This is a genomic window from Enterobacter sp. SLBN-59 (genome assembly GCF_024807915.1).
Classification (GTDB): Bacteria; Pseudomonadota; Gammaproteobacteria; order Enterobacterales; family Enterobacteriaceae; genus Enterobacter; species Enterobacter asburiae_B.
The window spans coordinates 1,828,233-1,853,331 of record NZ_JANUFI010000001.1 but is presented as its reverse complement, the minus strand read 5'-3'; the positions used below and the strand labels follow the sequence as shown (position 1 = coordinate 1,853,331).

The 25,099-nt window shown below is 51.5% G+C and carries 22 protein-coding genes; 12 read left to right on the top strand and 10 right to left on the bottom strand.

Annotated elements, in window-relative coordinates; all coding sequences use genetic code 11:
- Positions 1–53: 53 nt before the first annotated feature.
- On the top strand, positions 54–923 hold the full coding sequence (locus tag M2422_RS08820) for a helix-turn-helix transcriptional regulator (RefSeq protein ID WP_064673585.1): 870 nt from the start codon (positions 54–56) through the stop codon (positions 921–923).
- Positions 924–938: 15 nt separating this feature from the next.
- Here the strand turns inward: M2422_RS08820 and M2422_RS08815 are convergent, their stop codons facing one another.
- From M2422_RS08815 to M2422_RS08805, 3 genes are all read right to left on the bottom strand, one after another.
- Positions 939–1,547, bottom strand: coding sequence for a helix-turn-helix domain-containing protein (locus M2422_RS08815; RefSeq protein WP_158002599.1), 609 nt, complete (start codon positions 1,545–1,547; stop codon positions 939–941).
- A gap of 300 nt (positions 1,548–1,847) precedes the next feature.
- A complete protein-coding gene (locus tag M2422_RS08810; RefSeq protein WP_196767437.1) occupies positions 1,848–2,405 on the bottom strand; it encodes a fimbrial protein in 558 nt (185 codons plus the stop codon).
- Between the two features lie 12 nt (positions 2,406–2,417).
- A complete protein-coding gene (locus M2422_RS08805) occupies positions 2,418–3,092 on the bottom strand; it encodes a molecular chaperone (protein WP_064673586.1) in 675 nt (224 codons plus the stop codon).
- A gap of 287 nt (positions 3,093–3,379) precedes the next feature.
- Here M2422_RS08805 and M2422_RS08800 point away from each other — a divergent pair, with 287 nt between their 5' ends.
- The 7 genes from M2422_RS08800 to M2422_RS08770 all read left to right on the top strand — a co-directional run bounded on the left by M2422_RS08800 (position 3,380) and on the right by M2422_RS08770 (position 10,047).
- Complete coding sequence (locus tag M2422_RS08800; protein WP_064673587.1) at positions 3,380–3,928, top strand: fimbrial protein; 549 nt, start codon at positions 3,380–3,382, stop codon at positions 3,926–3,928.
- Between the two features lie 77 nt (positions 3,929–4,005).
- On the top strand, positions 4,006–4,539 hold the full coding sequence (locus tag M2422_RS08795; RefSeq protein WP_196767438.1) for a fimbrial protein: 534 nt from the start codon (positions 4,006–4,008) through the stop codon (positions 4,537–4,539).
- A gap of 55 nt (positions 4,540–4,594) precedes the next feature.
- Complete coding sequence (locus M2422_RS08790) at positions 4,595–5,278, top strand: fimbria/pilus periplasmic chaperone (protein ID WP_064673588.1); 684 nt, start codon at positions 4,595–4,597, stop codon at positions 5,276–5,278.
- Between the two features lie 22 nt (positions 5,279–5,300).
- The gene (locus M2422_RS08785; protein WP_074399196.1) at positions 5,301–7,937 is read left to right on the top strand and encodes a fimbrial biogenesis usher protein; all 2,637 of its coding nucleotides are present in this window, start codon (positions 5,301–5,303) and stop codon (positions 7,935–7,937) included.
- Between the two features lie 14 nt (positions 7,938–7,951).
- Positions 7,952–8,491: a fimbrial protein gene (locus M2422_RS08780; protein WP_064673589.1), complete on the top strand. Its 540-nt coding sequence runs from the start codon at positions 7,952–7,954 to the stop codon at positions 8,489–8,491.
- Positions 8,492–8,500: 9 nt separating this feature from the next.
- Complete coding sequence (locus M2422_RS08775; RefSeq protein ID WP_081273738.1) at positions 8,501–9,031, top strand: fimbrial protein; 531 nt, start codon at positions 8,501–8,503, stop codon at positions 9,029–9,031.
- A gap of 38 nt (positions 9,032–9,069) precedes the next feature.
- The gene (locus tag M2422_RS08770; RefSeq protein WP_074399197.1) at positions 9,070–10,047 is read left to right on the top strand and encodes a fimbrial protein; all 978 of its coding nucleotides are present in this window, start codon (positions 9,070–9,072) and stop codon (positions 10,045–10,047) included.
- A gap of 339 nt (positions 10,048–10,386) precedes the next feature.
- On the opposite strand, the gene M2422_RS08765 is transcribed toward M2422_RS08770, so the two are convergent.
- From M2422_RS08765 to M2422_RS08740, 6 genes are all read right to left on the bottom strand, one after another.
- Positions 10,387–12,102 carry an O-antigen ligase gene (locus tag M2422_RS08765; protein ID WP_196767439.1) on the bottom strand — a complete coding sequence of 572 codons (1,716 nt, stop codon included), beginning with the start codon at positions 12,100–12,102 and terminating at the stop codon, positions 10,387–10,389.
- An 86-nt stretch (positions 12,103–12,188) separates the two neighbouring features.
- Positions 12,189–13,847, bottom strand: coding sequence for a ShlB/FhaC/HecB family hemolysin secretion/activation protein (locus tag M2422_RS08760; protein WP_064673591.1), 1,659 nt, complete (start codon positions 13,845–13,847; stop codon positions 12,189–12,191).
- Positions 13,848–13,940: 93 nt separating this feature from the next.
- Positions 13,941–16,556, bottom strand: a complete 2,616-nt coding sequence (locus M2422_RS08755) for a filamentous hemagglutinin N-terminal domain-containing protein (protein ID WP_064673592.1) — start codon at positions 16,554–16,556, stop codon at positions 13,941–13,943.
- A 404-nt stretch (positions 16,557–16,960) separates the two neighbouring features.
- Positions 16,961–17,614: an oxygen-insensitive NAD(P)H nitroreductase gene (gene nfsB, locus M2422_RS08750; protein WP_024906901.1), complete on the bottom strand. Its 654-nt coding sequence runs from the start codon at positions 17,612–17,614 to the stop codon at positions 16,961–16,963.
- Positions 17,615–17,734: 120 nt separating this feature from the next.
- Positions 17,735–18,103 carry an MmcQ/YjbR family DNA-binding protein gene (locus M2422_RS08745; protein ID WP_064673593.1) on the bottom strand — a complete coding sequence of 123 codons (369 nt, stop codon included), beginning with the start codon at positions 18,101–18,103 and terminating at the stop codon, positions 17,735–17,737.
- Positions 18,093–18,683, bottom strand: a complete 591-nt coding sequence (locus M2422_RS08740; protein ID WP_039264021.1) for a TetR/AcrR family transcriptional regulator — start codon at positions 18,681–18,683, stop codon at positions 18,093–18,095. The genes M2422_RS08745 and M2422_RS08740 overlap by 11 nt, the downstream gene beginning before the upstream one ends.
- Positions 18,684–18,873: 190 nt before the next feature.
- Between M2422_RS08740 and M2422_RS08735 the strand changes: the two genes are divergently transcribed.
- Together M2422_RS08735 and M2422_RS08730 are read left to right on the top strand one after the other, a co-directional pair.
- Entirely contained in the window at positions 18,874–19,977 is a 1,104-nt protein-coding gene (locus tag M2422_RS08735; protein WP_064673594.1) for an MBL fold metallo-hydrolase, read from the top strand.
- Positions 19,978–20,009: 32 nt separating this feature from the next.
- On the top strand, positions 20,010–20,351 hold the full coding sequence (locus tag M2422_RS08730) for a RamA family antibiotic efflux transcriptional regulator (RefSeq protein ID WP_029741711.1): 342 nt from the start codon (positions 20,010–20,012) through the stop codon (positions 20,349–20,351).
- Positions 20,352–20,433: 82 nt separating this feature from the next.
- Here the strand turns inward: M2422_RS08730 and M2422_RS08725 are convergent, their stop codons facing one another.
- The gene (locus M2422_RS08725) at positions 20,434–20,682 is read right to left on the bottom strand and encodes a DUF1158 domain-containing protein (RefSeq protein WP_259140445.1); all 249 of its coding nucleotides are present in this window, start codon (positions 20,680–20,682) and stop codon (positions 20,434–20,436) included.
- Positions 20,683–21,159: 477 nt separating this feature from the next.
- Here M2422_RS08725 and M2422_RS08720 point away from each other — a divergent pair, with 477 nt between their 5' ends.
- Positions 21,160–23,868 carry a cation-transporting P-type ATPase gene (locus M2422_RS08720; protein WP_064673595.1) on the top strand — a complete coding sequence of 903 codons (2,709 nt, stop codon included), beginning with the start codon at positions 21,160–21,162 and terminating at the stop codon, positions 23,866–23,868.
- A 159-nt stretch (positions 23,869–24,027) separates the two neighbouring features.
- Complete coding sequence (locus tag M2422_RS08715) at positions 24,028–25,092, top strand: efflux RND transporter periplasmic adaptor subunit (protein ID WP_064673596.1); 1,065 nt, start codon at positions 24,028–24,030, stop codon at positions 25,090–25,092.
- Positions 25,093–25,099 lie beyond the last annotated feature (7 nt).

The following is a 25,099-nucleotide window of genomic DNA, read 5'->3' as shown; positions in this document are numbered from 1 at the left end:
CGGGTACCAGTTCTTGCTTATACTGGTACTGGCACTACCATGCAGGGGGATTTATGGCCTTGATGTCTGAACCCGTCGTCTCACTTCAGGATGACACCCGAAAACAGCTGGGGGCATTTTTACGCGCACGACGTGAAAGCCTCGATCCGCAGCGTCTTGGCCTGCCGCGCAGCGGTCGTCGCCGCACGCCGGGTCTGCGCCGGGAAGAGGTGGCGATGCTCGCGGACGTGGGCGTGACCTGGTACACCTGGCTTGAGCAGGGCAGGGACGTCAATCCGTCCAGCGCGGTGATGGCGGCTGTGGCAAAAGCGCTGCAATGCACCCCGACCGAGGCCCGACACCTTTTCGTGTTAGCCGGGCTGCCGCCGGGTGAAGCCCCGCAGGCGGTCTGCTGCGAGGGTATCAGCGAGGGCACGCGCCGCCTGCTGGATACGCTGATGCCTAAACCCGCCAGCATTCAGAAACCGAATTTCGACATCGTGGCGTGGAACGACAGCTTTGGGCACCTTATGGGCGTCGATTTCAATGAAATTCCGCCGGAAGACCGCAACTGTATTTACCTGTTCCTCACCCATCCGGCGTGGCGCGCTCGTCTCGGCAGACGTGACGATGTGCTGCCCATATTTGTCTCCTATTTCCGGGCGGCGATGGCCGAGCACCGGGGCGATCCGCTGTGGGAGGCCAAACTGGCGCGCTTCTTTGCGGTGTCGGAAGAGTTTAAAACCCTGTGGCACCAGCGCAACGACGTGCGCGGCGTGGAGAACCAGCTCAAGCTGTTTACCCATCCCGAGCTGGGGGATTTTACGCTGCAGCAGATGTACTGGTACTCCGCGCCGCGAAACGGATCGCGGCTGCTGGTGTATTTACCGGTGGATGAGGCGGGAGAAAGGGCAATGGCATGGTTGGCGGAGCAGAACAAATAAACCTGGTTTACCGGGTCAGTAGTTATCCGGAAGCCTGTTTATTGCCATTAAGAGCCCACGTTCAATTTTAATATAGTTGCCTGTTTTCAAATCGCTCAGGATCTTCATAATTCGACTGCGCGAAAGATGAGTCTTTTCCTGTATGTAGTCACAGGCATTAACAGACAGACGAAGGTCTTCCTTCTCTGTCATCAGTGACACAAGATTAAGGCGAATTAACTCATAAGTAGACAACCCAACCGAAGTTTCATGAGCTTCCAGTAATCGTTTAATGGCGTACATATACGAATAGGCGGCCTCCTGCCAAAGATTGCGATTGTTAATAATTGCAAATGTAGATTTTAGCGGTTTGATTTCATATCTAATTTCACCGCAGGCCTGCATATAAAATCCCGCATTGGTATCAATAAGATTATTCATACCAACGATCATCGGGGCTTCGATAAACTTCAGCAGAAGCCGGTCTCTCGTGCGGTAGACGGCGACGATGCCGGAATGGAGTATGAATGTCATTGGTTTTTCATGCTGATCCAATGAAATGATTTGCCGTTGGTGTCCTACCCTGACGCGCTCCGGTTCAGAGAGTTCATGTATAAGTTTTATAATATAATTTTCAGGTTTCATAGCGTACAACATACCCAGAGAAATATCACTACGAGTATTTCAGAGGTTGATAAAAGTGATGGAAGTGAGAACAAGGTTATGAATGACACCATGGGCTACACGCAACATATAACACGTTATCTTAATAGAGGCTGAAAGGATGAAGGATGTTTAACGTAAAGGCGATGGGGAGAACGCGTGAATACAGAAAGCAAAGACGCAAAGCGAGAGAAAATCATGATATCCCTTTCAGCACCCTACAATGAAAAAATGACCGGAAACGGCCATCCTTGAGCCGTATCCGGGAGAAAAACCCGTTTATTAGTTATACGTGAATGACATCGTGATAACGGAGCTGATTTTTCCCGGTGTCGCGCCACCGTCTTTACTGAAAGCGCGAGTATGCATCTTAAAGGTGGGGGTCGCGCCTGCGGAGGCAATATCAATAGTCGCCGTTTTACCGTTGCCGTAAGCTTCATTAGCCAAACCTTCAAGCTGAACAGCGATATTTTTGGCCGCTTTGTTTTCACCCGCATCTACTGCCGTGTTGCTGTACAGTGTATTCGGGTCCCCAGCATCGGCTGTGCCATGGAATGTTGCGGTTATGGTTGACGTACCCGCCGGGCAGCTTTTGAAAACGACGTTAATTGGTACCCATGCAGAACCGCTTCCTGCTGCGTTCAGATCGGCGCTTTGCAGTTGATCGCCTAAAGAGATATTTAACGACTCACTTCCCGTATCGATTACGCAAGGTGAGGCGACAATATTGCCCGTTACGGTAATTTGTACTGGGTCTGCGGCAAACGCGGAGTGAGCCGAGCCGACAGTAAGAAAAATACAGGCTGTTGATGATAAAAAGAATTTTTTTACATTGAACATAGTAATGGCCATTTAAGCAGATTTTGAGTGCATCTTGCCCACAGCGCCGAAGTCGCTAATGACGCTGAATTGAATATCTCCGGAATTAACTCCCGCAGGGAGCGTAAACGAGGTTGTTTTGCCCGGTGATGCATAGGAGACATTCGCAAGTTTTTTTCCGGCAACACTTATTTCATTGAAATTAATGTAGCAGGGCGTCGGATTGTTGATATTCAGTTGGTTGCCGGAAATATGCCAGCTGAGTTTGTCGCTTTCTTTCTCTACGTCCAGGTTTTTCAGCGAGTCCGGGCGATAAATCAGTTTAATGCTGGTTGATACCGCAATTTGTAGCGTATTTTTTTCACGTGGCGCTGAAGGGATCGCCTTAACACGTAGCCAGAACATGGACTCTTTATCTTGTGGAAGATTGCCTGACTGGATAACGCGCATTAGGTTTTCTTTCCCTCCATCAAGGCGATAAAGCGGAGGGGTGATGATGAAGGGCGGTTTTTGCTGACTACTATCAAGATTATCGATAACTGTCTGAATAAGATAAGGACTACTGTCTGGATTACGAACGCTGAGTGACACTTCTTTTTTTGCACCTGCATAGACGAGGCGTGTTCCGCCAATATTGACCGTTGCGTGAGCCATCTGGCAGGTGGCGGCGACAGTGCAGCCAAGCAGTAAAATAGTAATAATTTTCACGGTAAAACTCCGAGAGATAATATATGTCTCCTTAATGGGAAAGACAGTTTTCCATGCTGATGCTGTAATTCTAAGTGCCGCTATGGGTATTGTCTTTCTAAATAATATCCTATTTAGGATCCAAGAAAGGATCGTATTTCATTTTGACTAAAAAGTTGATTTTGTAAAAATACCCTTGTAAATAAAATATTGTTACAACATGCTGAGTGTTTTTTTTCGCTGAAAAATAATGTTTTATTTGTGAGAACAGGATTTTTCTTTCTTATTATAGGTATCTGGAGTTTTAAATGAAGAAGCATATGTTAGCTGTAGTTATGGCATCTATTATGGCAAGCGCTACCTGTGCACAGGCGGCAAGCACTACGACCGTTAACGGTGGTAATATTAAGTTTATGGGTTCTGTGGTAGACGCACCGTGCGCTGTTGCCCTGGAATCTGAAGACCAGGTTGTCCATATTGATCAAATTACGTTGAAAAGCCTCGGCGCTAAAGATGCCGTTTCTGGCCAGTCTAAGCCGTTCTACGTGACCCTGACTAACTGCGATGTCAGCACCTATACCAATGCGGCTATCACCTTCAGCGGCCAGTCTGACGCTGCTTCCGCAGGTGCGCTGGCTAACACCGCAGGTTCCGGTGCAGCAACGGGTGTTGCTCTGCGCCTGTTCGGGCCAGATGGTAAGCAGATGGACGTTAACTCTGGTACCGCATCTGACACCATTCCGCTGTCAAAAGGCGACAACACCATTCCTATGAGTGTTGATTATCTGACAACTGGCGATAAACCAACTGCGGGTGCTGTTGAAGCTGTTGCAACATTCCAGATCATCTATTCCTGATTGCTTTATTTATCCCCTCTGGAATGCCGGGGGGGATATTTCTGGCGCTTCATCATAATTTTTTTATTGAGATAAACATGTTTCGTCTGATAGCACTGATAATTTTCGTTCAACTGCTATTGATTCAGCCAGGTATTAGTAGCGATATATCAACCGTGGGAAAAGTGCATTTCTATGGTGCTGTGGTTAATAGCTCATGTTCAATTGATACGCAGAGTTTTGACCAGAGTGTCATGATGGGTCAAGTCCGCACCGGTTCATTTTTAGGGCCAGGAAGTTGGGCTGAACCGGTCACCTTCTGGATTAAGCTTGAAAATTGTGCCACTTCAACCAGCGAGTCGGCAAGCGTCACCTTCAACGGACTGGCTGATCTTAAGGATCCACAGGTCTTTCAGGCAGGTTTTGGCTCTGGTGCTGCAAAGGGCGTCGGAATTGGTATTTTTGATATGAGAGGCAACCAGGTGATCCCTGATAGCCAACCTCTCGCAAAAATGCCGCTGATTGCCGGAGAGAACACATTACTGTTTACCGCTCGATATCGCTCTGTATCGATGCCCGTTACGGCGGGGGATGCCAGTGCGGCCGTCACTTTCTCGGTGATTTATCAGTAAGTAAAAATGGATAAGTACTCACCAGGATGCTTTTTATTTTTTTTGGATTTTTAAAATGAAAACCTTTATTTCAACGTTGCTCTTATTAATGATCTGCCTGGGAAATAGTCATTTAGTTTATGCAGAAGGGATCGCGCTGGGGGCCACCCGAATCATTTATCCGCTGGGTGAAAAACAAACCAGCATCAATGTTGTTAACACCAATAAGAAAGAGACGTTTTTGGTGCAATCTTGGGTGTCCGATCTCCAGGGTAATAAATCCACACAGTTTACCGTGACGCCGCCATTGTTTGTGATGAAGCCTGAAAAAGCGAACGTTCTGCGCATCATGTACGTAGGCCCAAAACTTCCGGAAGATCGCGAGTCAGTATTTTACTTCAATAACAAAGCAATACCTTCACTCGATAAAAAACAACTCCAGGGTAATACCTTACAGATCGCTACGCAAAGTGTGATCAAATTATTTGTTCGCCCTGCGCATTTAAAAATGAAATCAATGGATGCACCTGCAACGCTGCGTTGCCAGCGTAGTGGAAAAAGCATCACCATTACAAACCCTTCTCCCTATTTTGTTTCGCTGGTGAAATTCAGCGTTGGAGGGAAAGCATTGCCGAACAACATGGTTCCCCCAATGGGTAACCTTCAGGTAACGGCGCCGGATAATGCCCAGGGCAGTATTTCTTTCCAGACCATGAATGACTATGGCGCAGTAACCCCAGCACTAACATGCAATGCGTAATGCAGACAGGTCATAAGTTGTTATGAAACTTCGAAAACAAGCTCGAATGATTAATGCAGTCCGCTGGCGGTTATCTCCATTAGCGTTAGTTATTGGAACGGGTTTATTTTCCAGTGTTTTGCATGCAGAGAACTATTTTAATCCGGCTTTTTTAGCGGATGGCAAAAATCAGGTTGCCGATCTATCCCGCTTTGAAAACGACGGCAGCCAGGCCCCTGGGGTATATCGCGTAGACATTTATCTCAATAATGATTTTATCACCAGTCATGATGTCGAGTTTCAGGCCCGGCAAACGCAGAATTCCAGCGCCCCGTCATCCTCCGATGATACAGGTTTAACCGCCTGTTTATCCGGAAAAGTATTGGATGGTCTGGGTATCGATCTAAGTATTCCGCAAGACCGAAAACAGTCTGTAGACGGGCAGTGTATCGACATCGCGACTTTGATTGAGGGGGCTAAAGCCAGTTTTGATTTTAGCAAGCAGCGCCTGGATCTCAGTGTGCCACAGGTTGCGCTTAAAAATAGCGCACGGGGCTACATTCCTCCGGAAAAATGGGATCAGGGGATCAACGCCCTGCTTCTGAACTACAACCTGAATGGCTCGAGACGAAAAGACAGCAGCGGCGAAGGTAGCAGCAATTTTCTGGGGCTAAACGGCGGTGTTAACCTGGGAGCATGGCGTTATCGTGACTATTCTACATTTAACCGTAGCACCAGTAGTAATGGAGAGACAACCAGCCAGTGGCAACACATTAGTGGTTTTCTGGAACGCACGATCATCTCGCTGAAAAGTGAACTGACGGTGGGGGACAGTTATACCAGTGGTGACGTGTTTGACAGCGTTAGCTTCCGTGGTGTTCAGCTGGCCTCAGACGACAATATGTTGCCGGACAGCCTGAAAGGCTTCGCCCCAACGGTGCGCGGTATTGCAAAAAGCAACGCTCAGGTGACGATCAAACAAAACGGATACGTTATTTATCAGACTTACGTAGCGCCTGGCGCCTTTGCAATAGACGATCTCTTTCCGACATCCTCAAGCGGGGATTTGACGGTAGAAGTAAAAGAGCAGGATGGTGCTATTACCTCCTATTCTGTCCCTTATTCCGCCGTCCCGTTACTACAGCGCGAAGGTCGTCTGAAATATTCTGCCACGGCCGCGAAGTACCGCACCAGCAACGAACAGCAAGATCAAGTCTCTTTCGCACAAGGAACATTAAGCTGTGGCTTGCCGCATGGTTTTACGCTGTATGGCGGCGCACAGCTGTCTGACAATTACAAGGCAATGGCGATCGGGACGGGGGTCAATATGGGCCACTGGGGCGCGCTGTCTGCGGATGTCACTCACGCCCAAAGTACGCTTATTGATGAGACCGAGCATAGCGGTCAGTCATTGCGTTTGCTTTATGCAAAATCGTTAAACGAAATAGGAACTAACTTCCAGTTATTAGGCTATCGCTATTCAACGTCAGGCTATTACACCTTTACGGATACTACGTACAAGCACATGGATGGCTATAACAGCAATCCGCTGAACGAGGATGATGATGATAACAACGATGTGCCGCACTGGTTCGACTACTACAACCTCTATTACACCAAGCGCGGAAAGTTGCAGGTCAATATTTCTCAACAACTGGGTGGTTTTGGCTCCATTTATCTCAGCGGAAGCCAGCAGAGTTACTGGCATAGCGATGGTAAGGATACGCTGGTGCAATTTGGTTATAACACCACCTGGAAGGATATTAATATCGGTGTGAGTTATAACTACAGCCAGATGTCCGGCCAACCCGTAGCCGACAAAATGATTGCATTCAACCTGTCATTACCGATCGGTAAATGGCTTTCTCCACAGGGTGCCACGTCGCCAAATAATACGTTTGCGACATACAGCTTGAACCAGGATAACGACGGTAGCGTCACCCAGAATGCCGGGATCAGCGGTACCCTGCTGGAAGGCAATAACCTGAGCTACAGCGTTCAGCAGGGCTACGGTAATCAGGGTACAGGTAATAGCGGTAATGCCAGCCTTGCTTATCAGGGCGGGTACGGGAACGCTAACGTGGGTTACAACTATACCGATAACGGCGATTTTCAGCAGGTGACCTATGGCGTTGCCGGGGGCATCGTGGCGCATCGCCAGGGTATTACCCTGAGCCAACCGTTGGGCGAGACGAACGTTCTGATAGAAGCGCCGGGTGCGGATAACGTTAAAGTTGAAAACTCCACTGGCGTGAAAACCGACTGGCGTGGTTTCGCTGTTGTTCCTTTCGCGAATACCTATCGTAAAAACCGGATAGGCCTGGACACCACGACTTTAGGTGACAGCGTTGATCTTGATAACGCTGTGGTAGACGTTGTGCCTACGCGCGGCGCGCTGGTTAGGGCAACATTTAAAGCGCATGTCGGTATCCGGGCGTTATTAACACTAATGAACAATAACAAACCGGTTCCGTTTGGGGCGACAGTGACACGTAATGATGATGGCGCGGGCAGTATTGTCGGAGATGACGGGCAGGTCTATTTATCCGGGTTGGCTCCGAAAGGTGAGTTGCAGGTTCAGTGGGGGGAAGGGGCCGAGCAAACGTGCCGGGTGAAATATCAGTTCCCTGCTTATGCAGAGAATTCCGCCATTACTCAGATGAACGAGCTTTGTCATTAAAGAGGATGCAAACGATGAAACTATATTTGAAATATCTTAACGTCGTGACGCTGACGCTTTTGGGTAATCTTTTTTTTGTTCCACTTGCATTGACAGCCGATTCGACGCTATCGATTGCGGGTAGTATTACTGCCAGTGGTTGTACTGTTCGATCTCCGGATCAATCTATAATGATCGGTGCATTTTCTGGGAAAGATTTTCCTACGGTAGGAAGCACCTCTTCATTCAAAGCGATGAATATTGATTTAGAAAATTGCTATCCAAAATTAAAGAATGTCCAGGTGAGTTTTTCAGGTAAAACGGACAGTGATAATCCTACACTATTGGCAATAACCGATACTGGGAAGGGCAAACTGTTAGCAACGGGATTAGGAATAGAGTTACTGGATAACAGTTTTAAAATATTGCCTTTTGATAGTGTGAAACCTTTAATCTATGAACTGGATGGGGAAACAAATACGCTGTCATTTTTAATGAGATACAAGTCTACTAAAGCCGTGGTAACTCCTGGAGAAGCCTCTGCTGTTATGTATTTTGATTTGACTTATCAGTGAGTGTTAATCATGTTAAACCTGAAGGTTTTTTATCTATTTGCATTTTTGTTTTGTGGGGTATGTTTTTGCAATGCAAATGCACATGATGGAGTAGTGAGTATATCAGGCACAATTGAGGATAACACCTGTGAAATTTCCAGTGAATCACAAGATAAAGTTGTTTACATGGGAGCTGTACCTGTCAAAGAATTCACGATTGCAGGTACGCGATCTAATGCAATTCCTTTTATCATCAATCTTAAAAATTGTGGCCCTGCAGCGAGTGAGGTAAGTATAACTTTTTCTGGAGAGGTAAATTCTCTTAATGCTGATTATTTTTCGGTTGATTCAGAAACAGAATCATCAAAAGGAATCGCTTTAGGTATTTATGATGATAAAGATGTTTTAATACCGCCAAATAAAAAAAGCAATGGATATCTAATTCATCCGGAGCAAGATTCTATTGATTTAAATTTCTCGGCTCGTTATATATCTGTTTCCAATGTTGTTTCTGGAGGTAGTGCCAATGTTATTGCAACCTTTGTTTTGAACTATTCTTAACGCAATACCTCACTATGTGTAAATTTAATTGGTGTGTTATGAGTATATATCTAAAATCTCTGGCGTTACTTTTAATCATGATATCAACATATTCATATGGTTGTAGCGCATACGTAGCTAGTAGTCCGAATGAAACCATAAAATTTAACCCTACGATTACAGTTCAACGTGATACTCCCGTTGGAAGTGTAATTACTTCTGCGAAAGGAACATTGACGGGCGATCCACATTACTTTTTAAGTAAAGATTGTAGTGTGTATGTGGTAATGCTCTATAATGGTGCACAAGCTTCTGGAGTTGATAACGTTTATAAAACAAATGTTCCAGGGGTAGGTATTCGTATAAGAATAAATAGTTGGAATCATGGCGGAGCTTACGCAGCACCATCCCCAGGCGGTTTCGTGTTCACTGCCTCTAGCGACACCGGGGGTTTTGGTTTTTCTGAAGCCAACGCTGAATTAATTAAAACTGAAAATATAACATCTGGTGTATTGCTTACCGGAGAGGCAGTTAAATATGAAGCTGCTGATAATGAAAATACTGATGCAAACTCTCATGTAACATGGAGCATTGTTTCATCATCTACTATTAACCAAGTTGCATGCTCTATTGTCTCCGGAGAATCACTTGCATTTCCAATAGGTGATGTTATGGCTGGCCAATTTATTGCTCCAGGCACTGTTTCAAAGGAAGCAAGGACTGTAAATCTTGGGCTTGATTGTGATGCTGGAGCTAATGTTAACATTACTTTAAACGGCGTACAGTCCAATGAAACAAGTGATAGTAGTGTATTGAGTCTCACAACGGATGGTGGACAAGAGGGTATTGCCGAAGGTGTTGGAGTTCAACTTCTATACAATAACGAGCCATTAAAATTAAATAGTAGAATTGTGCTCAAGCAATCCCAGGGAGGACAAGAAAGCTTCCCTATCACCGCGCGTTATATTCAGACTAAAGATAAGGTTAAACCGGGCATTGCAAATGCTACTGCGGTACTTAACCTGACGTACCAGTAATGTTGAGCCGGGCAGGAAGCCCGGTCTCGCTCTTTCACTCACGCTTCTCCTCATTTATCTGAACATCAGTTATAATATTCCTCAACGGGCATCGTTTATTTATTGCTTAGTCAGTACTTCCAACACCCTTTTCTCATTGATCTCAATCTCCAGCGGCGTGTCGATTTGCAGCCTACGATCAGGAGCCCCTTGGTTTTTATTTATTAACATGCAAACTGCATAGCATCTTGATTTTCCTTGGCAATTTTTCACAGGATGGATTACGGAAAATTCTGTTTAAGTCTTTTCTTTCCGTATAAAAAACAAGGTGACAAGCGCGGCTGAATATATTTTTACCCTCTATGGTTTAAAACGATCGTCCCACGGCATTAACCGATGCGCCTGTTTTTTTAATTTATCTGCCTCAATCTTACGATCTAAAAATAATAAGATATTAACCTCATCGTTCCAGGCATCTTCTTCCATATGCCATCTAATCCACTCGCCATTTTCTGTGGCATATCTTTCCAGTTCATCAATATCGCCCGCCTGGTTGAAATGCCACAAATGAAGTTGGCTAAGGTCACGCTGATAGCGCATCTGCATGAGTCCCGGCACGTGTAAACCGGTAATGCTCTCAGGGAAAGCAAGTCTGCCCGTCTCAAAATTACCCAGCACAACGCTGGCGAAAAAAAGCTGTGCAGAAAGCACTAAGCCATACAGTGCGATGAACACCAGCGGCCAACGCAATCGCGAACTGCGAACCTGAAGTGTGCGGAGTTCTCCGTCTGCCGAGGCCATTAAAATCAGAATGGCAAAATAGTGCGCCACGGAATAATAGAGTGGAAACTCCACCTGAGTGTGCAGCAGAATCGGCAAGGTGGTGAGCAGTGCCGCCCACTGCCACAGGCTTTTTCGCCTCAGGAAAAGAATTATCCAGCCCCACAGGAGACACAGCCCGCCCGCCAGCGCCATCACGCCGCCCTCCGCCCAGATATACAGCGTCTCATTGTGCGGGTGTTGCATCATTTCGCGGCTCGGGTTGTCACCGGGTAATGCGGCCATAAAGTGCTGAAATGCTGATTCGAACATCCCCAGCCCCCAGCCCTGCCAGGGGTGGACGCCGATCATGCGCAGCGTGTACGCCAGGGTCAGCCAGCGCTGTTGGTTAGAGCCTTCATGCAGGAGCGATGCCACAACCGACTGCTGAAGTATCGCCGTGCCGAGCAGACCGCCGAGCACCGGCTGCAGGATTATCAGCGTGCGCCGCCAGCGTGTAGTGCGGTGTCGAAAACGTGCCTGTGCGAACAGCACCGATGCGCAGACTATCGACGTTAACCCGCCAATCCAGCCAATACGGGAATGGAAGAGCACCAGCGTCGCCGTTATCACGATAATGGCGACGCTGATAGCCACGAACCGCACACGCTCGGCTTGCGGCAGATAAAGCGCGCGCCGCGTATCGGCAAGAAGATAGAGCAGGGCGGCAAGCCCGGTCGCGAGAAACGAGGCGGTCACGTTGAGCTGTTGAAAGACGCCGGGCGCGTACCCGTCATATATTTCCGCCAGCGAATTGAGGGGAAAAGGCAAATATTGCGGACAGTAAAACCCGGCCAGAGAGAGGGTGCACTCAATAACGGCTGCGGCGGCCAACAGGTAAAAGAGGGCAACGGTTTCATTTTCGCGAATGGGTTGCTGCAGAAGCGTGATATAAACCAACGCTCCGCCCCAGATGCCGACAAGCCTCGGTAGAGCGATGGGTAAGGCCTCGTGCGGTGACCAGAAAGCCGGAACGGTAAACAGCATCGCGCTAGCCAGCATCAGCAAACCGGTAGGGGTGAAGCGCACCGTTTTTTCCCGCTGTAATAGCCAAACCATCAAACCCAGCAGTGAGATAATGCCCCAGCTCAGCAGGTTCATCGGCAGGTTCATGCCGTAATCTCCGTTGTTAGGCCAGGGGATATGTAGTAGCACCAGCCAGTAAAGGCTGAAAGTGGACAGTATCAGCACGCGTATCGTGCGGGCTTTTAGCAATATATTTGCCAGCGTAATCAAAGAGGATGTCAGCGTGTTCATTAGAGCCTGAAGAGGGTAAATCATGATTGTATTTACCCCCTCCGACAGGGGCTAACGCTCCTGCGTCCATTCTTAGACTTTCAGTGTCAGTACTGCCATTGCACCGAAAATCCAAGCGTGACGGGACTGGTATGCATCTCATCCGGTTTTGCCAGTGGCACACCCGCAAAAAGGTCATAACCCAGGTGGCCTTTTACCCCACGTATGCCTGCGACCGCACCGGCAATGTGCTCCCCGCTCCAGTAATCATTTTCTGAGCCGCTGACTTCGCCATAGTCTGCGCCAATATACGGCTGCATTCCCCATACCGGCAGATTTAGATTGATATCATTACGCAGATACCAGCCTTTGTCGGCATACAACGAGGACTCTCCGTCAAAGCCGCGCACCGTCCAGCGGTTGCCGATGGTGAACTTATCGGGCTGGGTCAGCCTGTCCGGAGTGGTCTGTTGCTTGAAATGCGGTTCATAGCTGAGGGCGAACTTGCCCAGTTTGAACGGGAAAGTACCGTCTGCACTCAGCGTAATAATGCGCGCCTGCGCGTCGGCACTGCCCACCATCTCTTCAGCATCGGGTTCTTCACCAAACCACGGTGCGGCATGTTGATAACCGAGGCTTGCCGTAAGCTGACCGAAGGGAAGATAGGCTAAATGTTCCAGGCTAAGCTGCCAGCTGCTGGTGTCCCGGTGCTGAACCTCCACCTCCACGTCGTTAAGATCGTAGCGGGAATCCCGCTTGATCCCTTTAAAGCCCAGCGTGGTTTTCTGGCTCGCGCTGCGGTAAACCACGCGCTTAAGCGCGGCGGTCATTAACTTTTCATCGCTACTGTACCGGTAGTTAAAATCACCGCTATGGAGAGTCTGCGTCGTTCTGTACTGGCTGGCATAAAGTTCCAGCGCCCAGTATCCCCAGGGAACGGAGTAAAACGCCGAGGTATTATCGTTACGCTTGCCGTTTTCATTCTTGAAACCACCGCCATACGCGGCATAAAACATATCGTTGAGCGAGGTGGGGTTATCCAGATACAGCGCCAGGCCCCCCTGATACCGTCCGGTGTATTTACTACCGGAATCATCAAACCAGCTGCCCAGTCGCCAGGCTTTACGCTGGTCGCGCTTGATCTCAACGCGGGTATCGCCAGGATTTTCCCCCGGCACCAGACGAATACTGGCCTGCGAACCGGGAATACGCTGCAGGTTTTCCAGCCCCTGTTCCAGACCGCGTAAATCGAGGAGATCGTCCGGCCCTTGTGGGACGTTATTCCAGCGATGAACGGGGAGGCCGCTTTCATCCTGAATAATGACATCACTGACGCGTCCAGGCAGAATTCGCAGGGTTAACGTTCCCTTGTGCAAATTTTGCTCCGGTATTAATACGCGGGTAGTAATAAATCCGTGGGATATTAATCGATTCTGCACGGCCGTATGTATGGCTTTAATTCCCTTCACGCCGATACAGTTATTCTCAGCCTGACGAATGATATCGCGAAAAGTGAGCCAGTGAGGAAGCGACTGCGTATTGTCGATGTTCAGATGCTGAATGTCGTAGCACACTGTCTCATGTGGCAGAGCAAGCGCATCAGTTGCGAGCATGCCTTCTGATGAAAGGACTGACTTCCCAGGCGGTGCAAGCTGTTCGTGCCTCGCCTGATCCTGCTGCTGAGTGGTGGCCGGTTCAGCATGTACAGTGTCGGGAAGTGACGCGAGCAGTGATAGCAGAACGAGGCCAGATCGATAATTAGTCATGTAAATAACTTTATGGACCGCGAAGGATCCTGAATATAGCGAAAAAATAGATAGCCCCATTCCAGGAATGGGGCTTTGGTTTACATCAAATGATTACGCGGTATAAATGGAGTAACCGCCAGGGTAATAAACGATATCCTGAATGACATACCCGTAATACAGATCGCCCGGATAATAGACAACGCCGTTTTCCCAAACGCCATTACCTTCAGGTGTCCCGTTTGGCTTAACAGTGGTATTTCCACTATTATCCGCTGTGGTATCTGAATCTGGTTTGGTATTGTTGTCATCAGCAGTGTTATTGTTATTACCGTTGTCTTGATTTGCTGCACCGGTCTCGTTAATTACGCCCATGTTATTAACATAACCTGTGGTGGAAACGCGATCGCCGGTAATATTACCGCTGGCTTCGTTGTTAATACCGCTGGCAGTATTCAGCGTAATATCACTTGCACTGGTGATGTTACCGCTGTTGGTCAGGTAGTTGCTGACCAGGGTAATACCGTTATCAGCAGACAGCGTACCGCCGTTAATGAGGTTGACACGGTCCATCTGTGCGTTGAGTTTATTACCCGCAGTCATCGTGCCGTAGTTATAGGCGGTACTCTGAGACCAGCCGTAGCTGCCCATTACGTCGAGATTAATGTCATGCGCCGCGCGGATGTCACCGCTGTTGTCCAGATTGTTCATGACAAACAGCATGGCATCAGAACCGGCAGCAATCTGGCTGCCTGCATCGGTCATCAGATAAGAGGCGGTAATGTTGATGTTATGGTCTGCGACGAGCGTACCGTTACCCCGGTTTTCCAGGCTAGTGGTGTTCAGGTTGATGTCATTCTTGCTGGCGATCGAGCCGCTGTTGGACAGGTCTGCCAGCTGAAGATCCATCTGATTAGCGGTGATGTCGCCGCTGTTGTCGAACTGACTGCTGTTCATCTGCAGCGCCAGGCGACCGCCAGCCGCGATGGAACCGCTGTTCTGCGCCGGGCCGCCATAGCTATTCCAGCCATTAGAACCGATGGTTAACATCATATCCTGACCCGCCTTGAGGGTTCCGGCGTTCTGGAACGTACCGGTCACGGTCATGTCGATATTGCCGCCTGCTTCCATCTTACTGGCAAGGTCAGAATAGTAAGACGTGCCGTACATAAAGAGGTCTTTTTCGGCTGCGATGGTGCCGGACATATTATCCAGCGCGCCATTGATTGAAACAGAGCCGTCGCTGTGGATTGAACCATTGCGGTTAGAGAGCATGTTGTTGCCGCTCACCTGAAGCTGGCTGTCAGACCCCAGAGACTGAATCACACCGTTATCGTTATTCAGCATGGAGGCGTTGATCATGTTCCAGCCGTTCCCGGCGGAAATAAGACCGTTGTCGTTCGTCAGCGTGTCGACATTGACGCTCATCGCACCGTTGGTTTCTACGCGGCCAGCGGAGTTGTTCAGGCTGGCAGCATCTACGTTGAGGGCATCTTTAGCAACAATGCGGCCATGGGTATTATTCACGCCCTGCGCGTTGTAATTCCAGGAGGCGCGGCCGATCGTCAAATCGCCATTGCTGAGAATTTCACCGTCGCGGTTGTCCAGCGAGTCAGCGGTAATAAAGGTATTCTGGCTGCCCTGAATGGAACCATGGCTGTTAACGGTATTTTTGCCGGAAACATTCACCATCGCGGCTTTAATGACGCCGTTAGTGTTGTCCAGGGTGTTGTCTGCGGTAACGGACACCATACCCTCAGAGGTAATCTGACCGTTATGGTTCAGGACATCACTTCCCATTACGGTAGCTGCATTTTTACCGCTGATATGTCCCCCGTTGTTTTCGACCACACCATCAACGTTGATTGACAGCGTGTCGGATGCCGTCAGGTCAGCACGATCGATATGCACGCCAACGCCGGCGTCAGTGCCTTCCATATAGATTTTATTCGCGTACATGGAGCCCAGCGCAGACACATCCAGCGCTACGTCAGGGGCATTGCTGCTGTCATACTTCTTCTGCACGCGACCATATTTATCGATGTGGTTGTTACCCGTGACGATATTCAGCTCGTTAGCCTGAACTTTCGCATTGACCTTCACTGAACGGGCAATAATGTCGGTGTACTGCGTAGAGCGGGTATCCATCCCTTTACCGGTGATGGTCACCTGGCCTTTGCTCACATCCAGACCGCTAACATCACCCTTGTTGTCGTAGGTGGCGGTACCGGTGGTCAGCGTAGCGTGGTTGGTATTGATAAAGCCGCAACCGTCACAGGTGATGCCTGATGGGTTGGCGATAATCACCTGCGCGGACTGGCCTGCCACTTCGACCATGCCGTTCAGCTGGCTCGGATCCGATGAACGCACTTCGTTCAGGATCACTTTAGCGCTGCCGCCGGCCATATTAGCGTTGCCATCGATCTGGCCTGCTAATTGGGTGTTGGTTGCCGTGCCGCTGTTATTCAGGATCACGCCGTTGCTGTCGACGTTAAATTCGGAATAAACGTTATGGGAAACTCCACCTGCGCTCGCCTTGTTGATATCAACAATGGTTGCGCCACTTGCATCCGTATGAATGGCCGGTTTATCGGTATTACCTGCCACGATGGCAGCCTGAGCTGGCATGATCATGCCCAGTGCAAGCATGGTCGCAAAACAGGTCGGCGCCAGTTTAGCGTGTAATACCTTTGTATTAGGCTGAGTGCTCACTGCACTTTTATTTTTCATATATCTATCCTTGTAATTCCTTGAAAAAGTGTTTCCATTTCTTTTAATGCGAAATGGGTGCATATAAAAACATGCAAAACCCCGATTCCAAAAATGGACATGTAACAATTCATACAAAATGCGCATTAATTAATGCGGCACCAGAAGGGAATAATTAACGTGAATGTGACAAAAAATAAATGGATATATTTTTGAGGGTTATTGATTGGAGTGCTGAGAGACTGTAACTGGTTGATATCACATAAAAGAACGTAATTATTAATTATAAAATTGTATGCGAAATTTCCGATATAGGTATTTCTATGCTGTTACAAATAATTTGCCTGCTAACGGATGCATCTATACACAACGGGAGTATGCGGTATTGAAAACAGGCACGCCGGATCCCAGCGTGCCAGAGGAGATCAGCACTCAGTGACAATCGTGCTCAGCGGCAGGCGAGACTTCGGCAGCGTGGCGTTAAAATCTTCCACGCTGTGGTGCCCAACCGGTACTACCACAAGGCTGGTAAAGCCTTTCTCTTTCAGGCCAAACTCTTCGTCGAGAATAGCGGCGTCGAAACCTTCAATTGGTACCGCGTCCAGACCCATCGCGCCCACGCCGAGCAGGAAGTTGCCGACGTTCAGGTAAACCTGCTTCGCCATCCACTGGTCGTCATCTTTCAGATCCACGCGGTGCATGTCGGCGAAGTAGGTGCGGCCCTTATGGTTTGCGGCTTTGGCTTCCGGCGTGTTGAAACGGCCATCGGCCTCTTCCTGATCCACAACGCGCTCCAGCCAGGCGTCATCCATCGCGGTTTTCGCGCAAAACACCACCACGTGGGAAGCATCCAGCATTTTGCGTTCGTTGAATACATAGGTGCCCGCAGCGGATTTCGCCACGCGCGCTTTTCCTTCCTCGGTGCTGGCTACAATGAAGTGCCACGGCTGGGAGTTGGTGCTGGACGGGCTGTACTGCAGCAGGGTTTTGATTTTTTCCGCTTCTTCCGCGGTCAGTTTTTTGCTTGCGTCGAACGCCTTGGTAGAGTGGCGTTTCAGGGCGACAGAAATGATATCCATAACAACTCCTGGTGATGAAATTCGCCCGCTCGCGGGCGCGAAAGGAAAGCAGATTACAGCGGGACGCGGAAAAAGATAAGTGCAATTCGAGCGCTTAATCTGTTCGTCTCAGACGAACAATCAGACCGGACGGATCCACTTCTGGTCTTTTTTCGGCAGCTTATCCACCACCAGATTCCAGGAATCACGGATGAGGTCGGTAACCAGTTCCGGCGTCACGTCGTCGGTGCCGTAAAGGGAAATCCAGTGCTTTTTACTCAGATGGTAGCCTGGCTCGATCCCGCGATAGATCTGCTGATTTAACAGCGATTTCTCCGGGTCTGACTTCAGGCTGACGTGCGGTCGCCCGTGCGCGACCGCGGCGATCATGAAAATCTTTCCGCCCACTTTAAACACGTCAAACTCCGGCCCAAACGGCCAGCAGTGTTCGGTGAAGGGCAACTCAAGGGCCACGCGCATTGCGTGCTCCTGCAAGGATTTACTGTCCATCGCTCTCTTCCTGGGCCAGCCCGCGCCACATCACTTCAAAACCGAGCGCTTTAAAATCAACGGCGCGGGAAGGGTCGCGAGTGGCAAATTCCATCGTGGATTCGGCCAGCGATAAGAAAAGCGCATCGCCAAAGGTTTTAAATTCATCTGACATAAACACCTGACGCACCGAGCGGCGGCACAGCTCATGGAGCTCCGGGAACATCTCTTTCACCGCCTGTTCCGTTTCGGCGCTCAACTTTTCACTGACGCCAATCTGGCGGATAGCCGCATGAGAAACGGGGTTACGAATACCCCAGTCCACGTAGCTGTTCCAGATATTGCGGGTATGTTCTTTGGGCAGCGTGATGGTGCGATCGAGGTTTGCCAGCATGGCCTGGCAGAGATCCTGCTTCAGGTGCAGATAGAGGGCATTCAGCAGATCGTCTTTAGTGGGAAAGTAGCGAAACAGGGTCCCTTCGGCGACGCCCGCGTTACGGGCGATTAACGACGTTGAGGCGGCAATACCTGACTGTGCAAACGCCACCGTTGCGGCTTCCAGTAAGGCCTGTTTTTTATCTTCACTCTTCGGACGTGCCACTAAATTTTTCCCCCTGTCAATTATAAAAACCCTGATTGAAACACGTGCTTTGACACGCTGCAACGCGGAATGTCAAAGATCGAAAACGTCTTGACGACTTTATCATCATATCTATAATGAGTGCTTACTCACTCATAATCAAGTTTACCCCGCGCAAACTATCGGATGGGGCGCGTTTTCGGGTCTGGATATGAAAAAACCTCTCTTCATCTGCGTGGTGTTAATCATGATTATTGCTTCAGCTGCGAGTTTACCGTTTGTTCTGAATGCCGGATTCGGCCAGCCGCCGCAGGGTGAGCAGCTCACTGAAGTGGAGGCCTCTCCCCAGTATCGCGACGGGAAATTCCACAATACGCTGCCGACGCCGGGTTATAACGGCGACAAAAACATGCTGGTCGCGACGTGGGATTTTCTGACCAAAAAAACCGAAAACGCGCGCCCGGCCCAGCCGCTGCCGCTGGTGAAAACCGATCTTGCGAGCCTGCCGCTGGAGCAGGACACCCTGGTATGGCTCGGCCACTCCTCGTGGTACCTGCAGCTCGCGGGCAAACGCATCCTGATTGACCCGGTGCTCGGCAACTACGCCGCGCCGTTCTCGTTCCTGAATAAAGCCTTTGCCGGCGAGTATCCGTGGCGCGCTGAAAGCATGCCGGAAATCGACCTGCTGATTATCTCGCACGATCACTACGATCATCTGGATTACGCCACCATCAGGGCGCTACTGCCGAAGGTGAAGCGCGTGGTGACGCCGCTGGGCGTGGGATCCCATCTGCGCTACTGGGGGATGAAGCCTGAGATTATTGACGAACGCGACTGGAACCAGTCGGTACGCATCAGCGATGAACTGACGGTGCATGTTCTGCCGGCGCGTCACTTCTCCGGGCGCGGCATCAAGCGCGATCGAACTCTGTGGGGCAGCTTTATGTTCGTCACGCCAGATCGGAAAGTTTATTACAGCGGGGATTCCGGCTACGGCCCGCACTTTAAGGCCATCGGCGAGCAGTTTGATGGTGTGGATGTCGCCATCATGGAAAACGGCCAGTACGACCAGGACTGGAAGTACATCCACATGCTGCCGCAGGAAACGGCGCAGGCCTCGGTGGATCTGAACGCGAAAGCCGTAGTGCCCGGGCATAACGGACGCTTCGTGCTGGCGAAACATACGTGGAACGATCCGCTGATCCAGCTGGCTAAAGCCAGCAAGGATAAAAACTATCGGCTACTGACACCGGCGCTGGGCGAGCCCGTGCGGGTGAATGACGCCACGCAAACCTTTCGCGCGTGGTGGGAATAATGTTTAAGCGAGAAGCAGAGGGGGACAGCAGCATGACCATTTCCGCTCAAGTCATCGACACTATCGTCGAATGGATCGACGACAATCTGCACCAGCCATTACGTATAGAAGAGATTGCCCGCCACGCGGGCTACTCGAAGTGGCACCTGCAGCGGTTGTTTATGCAGTACAAAGGGGAGAGCCTGGGGCGTTATATCCGTGAGCGCAAGCTGCTGCTGGCGGCGCGCGATCTGCGTGAATCCGACGCTCGGGTGTACGACATCTGCCTGCGTTACGGGTTTGACTCGCAGCAGACGTTTACCCGTATCTTCACCCGCACGTTCAACCAGCCGCCTGGTGCGTACCGCAAGGAGAACCACAGTCAGGCGCACTGAGCTGTTTTCCGCCCTGGCGGGTCTGGAAAATTGCCATCACAGGCCGGGTAAGGCGAAGTCGCCACCCGGCTTTTTTATTGGCTTACGACGCTAGTGAAAACCAGCGGCGCCAGACGAAACGCAGCACGAAGAATTCGATGGCACCCAGCAGTAAAAACCACACGCAGAACAAAATGGTGTAAAGCTGGTTCAGATCGACCATGTGAAAGGTCTGAACCAGCTTCTGCGCCAGCACCAGACCCAGCGACGGCGCGGGCAACAGCAGGCAGGAGAGCAGGGCCAGCAATAAAATGCCGCCTGCCGTAAGCAGCGATTCTAACGGGCGTTTCATCGTAATGTTAATCGTCAGTTAAAAATGTCATTGTCCGGCATCCTGTAACGTAAAGCAATATCAGCGACTAAGACGTTATTGAATAAAACGAAGATATTATTTGGAGAATAAATAACAAAATACGACCCGGCATTTATATTAATATCGCGTTATGTAAATAAATGTCTTTGTCAGGAAAATAATTTTACAAATGTATAAGTGCTATAACCAATTAACGTGGCAATAACAATGGCCGCGATAACGTATAACACCAGTCGGCGTCCGCGATAAATACCCCACATGGTTCCCCCTCGTTTAGTGTTGGTTTAGAAATATTTTGTAAAAATCAGGCCATCGAAATAGTTTTAATCAGTTTTGAATAACCGAGAAGTCATTATATTGCGGTAGATCAATTTTACCCGCAAGACTTAAAAATGAATTTATTTAGCCAGAAAGGAATTCAGGCTTCTGTTCACCGGATATTGAAGGAAAAATACGATGACCGAAAAAAAATTGTCCCCAAACGTGCCGCCTTCCGGCGGGCTGGCATACCAGCAGACCGTAGAGCAGGTGCTTACCCACACGCAGAGCCAGGCCAGCGGCCTGGATCGTGCAGAGGCGCAGGCGCGTCTGCAAAAAACAGGGCCGAACGCGCTGCCGGAGAAAAAAGGCAAACCCGCCTGGCTGCGTTTCCTGGCCCATTTTAATGATGTGCTGATTTATGTCCTGCTGGCCGCCGCCGTATTAACGGCAGTAATGGGCCACTGGGTTGATACGCTGGTTATTCTGGGCGTGGCGGTAATCAATGCTTTAATTGGCCATATTCAGGAAAGCAACGCGGAAAAATCCCTGAAGAGTATTCGCAATATGCTCTCCAGCGAGGCGCGCGTTATTCGTAACGGCAATCACGAAACTCTACCCACAACTGAAATAGTCCCGGGCGATATTATTGTATTACGCGCGGGAGATCGTATTCCGGCGGATATGCGTTTAATCGAAGCGCATAATTTACGCGTGGAAGAGGCGATTCTGACCGGTGAATCCACCGTGGTGGATAAACATATTAATCCGCTGAGCGGCGAACTGCCGCTGGGCGATCGCACCAATATGGTCTTCTCCGGGACGACCGTAAGCGCGGGCGGCGGCGTCGGCGTGGTCACCGCGACCGGTAAGGATACGGAGCTTGGCCACATCAACCAGATGATGGCGGGTATCGAAAAGCACCGCACGCCGCTGCTGGTGCAGATGGACAAGCTGGGTAAAGCGATCTTCGCCATTATTCTGGCGATGATGGCCGCGCTGTTTGTCTTCAGCCTGGTGTTCCGCGAGATCCCGATGGGCGAGCTGCTGCTCTCCCTGATTAGCCTGGCGGTGGCCTCCGTGCCGGAAGGTCTGCCGGCGATTATCTCCATCATCCTCTCGCTGGGCGTGCAGGCGATGGCGCGCAAGCGGGCGATTATCCGCAAGCTGCCGACGGTGGAAACGCTCGGCGCGATGACCGTGGTCTGTTCGGATAAAACCGGCACCCTGACCATGAACGAGATGACGGTTAAAGCCATTATCACCGCTGACGCCTGCTACCGCGTGGACGGCAACAGCTACGAGCCGGTGGGCAACATCTACCTGGAAGGCAGCGACGAGCCGGTCCACATCCAGCCGGGCACCGTGCTGGAACAGTACCTGCGCACCATCGACCTGTGTAACGACAGCCAGCTGATTCAGGACGAGCGCGGCCTGTGGGGCATCACCGGTGGGCCGACCGAGGGCGCGCTGAAGGTGCTGGCGGCGAAGGCCAGCCTTGAGCCGGTCATGACCACGCTGGTTAACAAAATCCCGTTCGACTCGCAGTACAAGTACATGAGCACCCACTACCAGATTGACGGTGAGGAGCAGATCCTGATCACCGGCGCGCCGGACGTCATTTTCGCCCTGTGCGCGCAGCAGCAGACCCGCAACGGTGCGGAAGCCTTCAACCGCGCGTACTGGGAAACCGAGATGGAGCGCTATGCGCGTCAGGGGCTGCGCATGGTCGCCGCGGCGTTTAAGCCAGCGAACGGCGAGCAGGAACTGACCCATGACGACCTGAGCCACGGCCTGATCTTCCTCGGCATCGCCGGAATGATGGATCCGCCGCGTCCGGAAGCCATTGATGCGATTAACGCCTGCCAGCAGGCGGGGATCCGCGTGAAGATGATCACCGGGGATCACCCGCAGACGGCGATGAGCATCGGCCAGATGCTGGGGATCGCCAACAGCGAGCAGGCGGTCACCGGCTACGAGCTGGAGAAGATGGACGACGCCGCGCTGGCGGAAGCGGCGGTGAAGTATGACATCTTCGCCCGTACCAGCCCGGAGCATAAGCTGCGCCTGGTGAAAGCGCTGCAGGACAAGGGTGAAATCGTCGGCATGACCGGCGACGGCGTGAACGACGCCCCGGCGCTGCGTCAGGCTGACGTCGGCATCGCGATGGGCATTAAGGGCACGGAAGTGACCAAAGAGGCGGCGGACATGGTCCTGACGGACGACAACTTCGCCACCATCGCCAGCGCGGTGAAAGAGGGGCGTCGCGTTTACGACAACCTGAAGAAGACGATTCTGTTCATCATGCCGACCAACCTCGCGCAGGGGCTGCTGATTGTAATTGCGCTGCTGGCGGGGAACATCATTCCGCTGACGCCGGTGCTGATCCTGTGGATGAACATGGCCACCTCCGCCACGCTCTCCTTCGGCCTGGCCTTCGAAGCCGCCGAGCGCAACATCATGCGTCGTCCGCCGCGCCAGACCGGGCAGCACGTGATGGACGCCTACGCCGTGTGGCGCGTGGCCTTCGTCGGCACCATGATTGCCATCGCCGCCTTTGCGCTGGAAGCCTGGCTGGCCCCGCGCGGCCACAGCGCGGAGTTCATCCGCACCGTGCTGCTGCAGATGCTGGTCTGCGCCCAGTGGGTGTACATGATTAACTGCCGCAACACCGAAGGGTTCTCCCTGAATCGCGGCCTGCTGGCGAACAAAGGGATCTGGCTGGTCACGGGCGTGCTGTTCCTGCTCCAGGCGGCGATTATCTACCTGCCGTTGATGCAGATGCTGTTTGGCACCGAAGCCCTGCCGCTGCGCTACTGGTTTGTGACCCTGGCGGTAGCGGGCGTGATGTTCTTCGTCGTCGAAATCGAGAAGCGACTGACCCGCAGGTTCCGTAAGGCTGCATAACCAAAACCTTACCCCTCACCCTATCCCTCTCCCCTAAGGGGGGAGGGGACCGCCCGGTTTTCTCCCTCTGCTCTGAGGTGAAGGGGCGGCTCGGTTTTCTCCCTCGCCCCTTTGGGGAGAGGGCCGGGGTGAGGGGAGAAACAACGCTGAGGTACTCCCATGAAACTCCCACTCCTGTTCGCGCTCCTCGCCTGCACCCTGCAACCCGTATTCGCTGCCGCCATCCCCGTTCGCGTCGCCACCGTGGAGCAGACCGCCCACGCCGCCGAGCGCCAGATCCCGGGCCGCATCGAAGCCATCCACACCGTTGAGCTGCGCGCGCGTACCGAAGGCGCGATCGCCAAAATCCACTTCCGCGACGGGCAGTACGTGAAAAAAGGCGACCTGCTGTTCGAACTGGACGACGCCGAGCCGCGCGCCGCCCTGCGTCTGGCGCAGGCTGAGGTGAGAAGCGCCGAAGCCACGCTGCGCCAGGCGCAGCAGCAGCTGTCCCGCTTTGAAAGCCTGGGCAGCAGCAACGCCATTAGCCGTCACGACGTGGACAACGCCCGCATGCAGCGCGACGTCGCCAGCGCGGCGCTGGAGCAGGCCAAAGCCCGTCTCGAAACCCGTAATGTCACCCTGAACTACACCCGCATCACCTCACCGATTGACGGTCGCGTGGGGCACAGCCGGTTCCACGTCGGCAGCCTGGTCAACCCTGCCAGCGGCGTGCTGGTGGAGGTGGTGCAGCTCGATCCCATCCGCATCGCCTTTGCGCTGGAAGAGGGCGCGTTTGCCACCAAAGCCGGACAGCATGCGGATATCAGCGCCATGAAGCAGGCCTGGCAGACGTTCATTGACAGCAACGGCCAGCGCGTCAGCGGCGAGCTGACGTCCGTGGACAACCGCATCGATCCGCGCACCGCCAGCGTGATGCTGCGCGCCGAGTTTGCCAACCCGCGCCATCAGCTGCTGCCCGGCGGCAGCGTGAACGTGACGCTGCGCCCGGCCAGCGAGCAGCCGGCTCTGACCCTGCCCGCCGCGGCGGTCCAGCAGAACGGCGACGGGTTCTTTGCCTGGGTGGTTAACGCCGACGGCAAAGCCGAAATGCGCCCGCTGAAGGTCACCGGACAGATCGGCCAGCATTTCCGGATTTCATCCGGCGTGAAGTCCGGTGAGCGAGCGATTACTGACGGCGCGCAGCGCGTACAGCCCGGCGCGGCCGTCCAGATACTGAATTAAGGAGCCA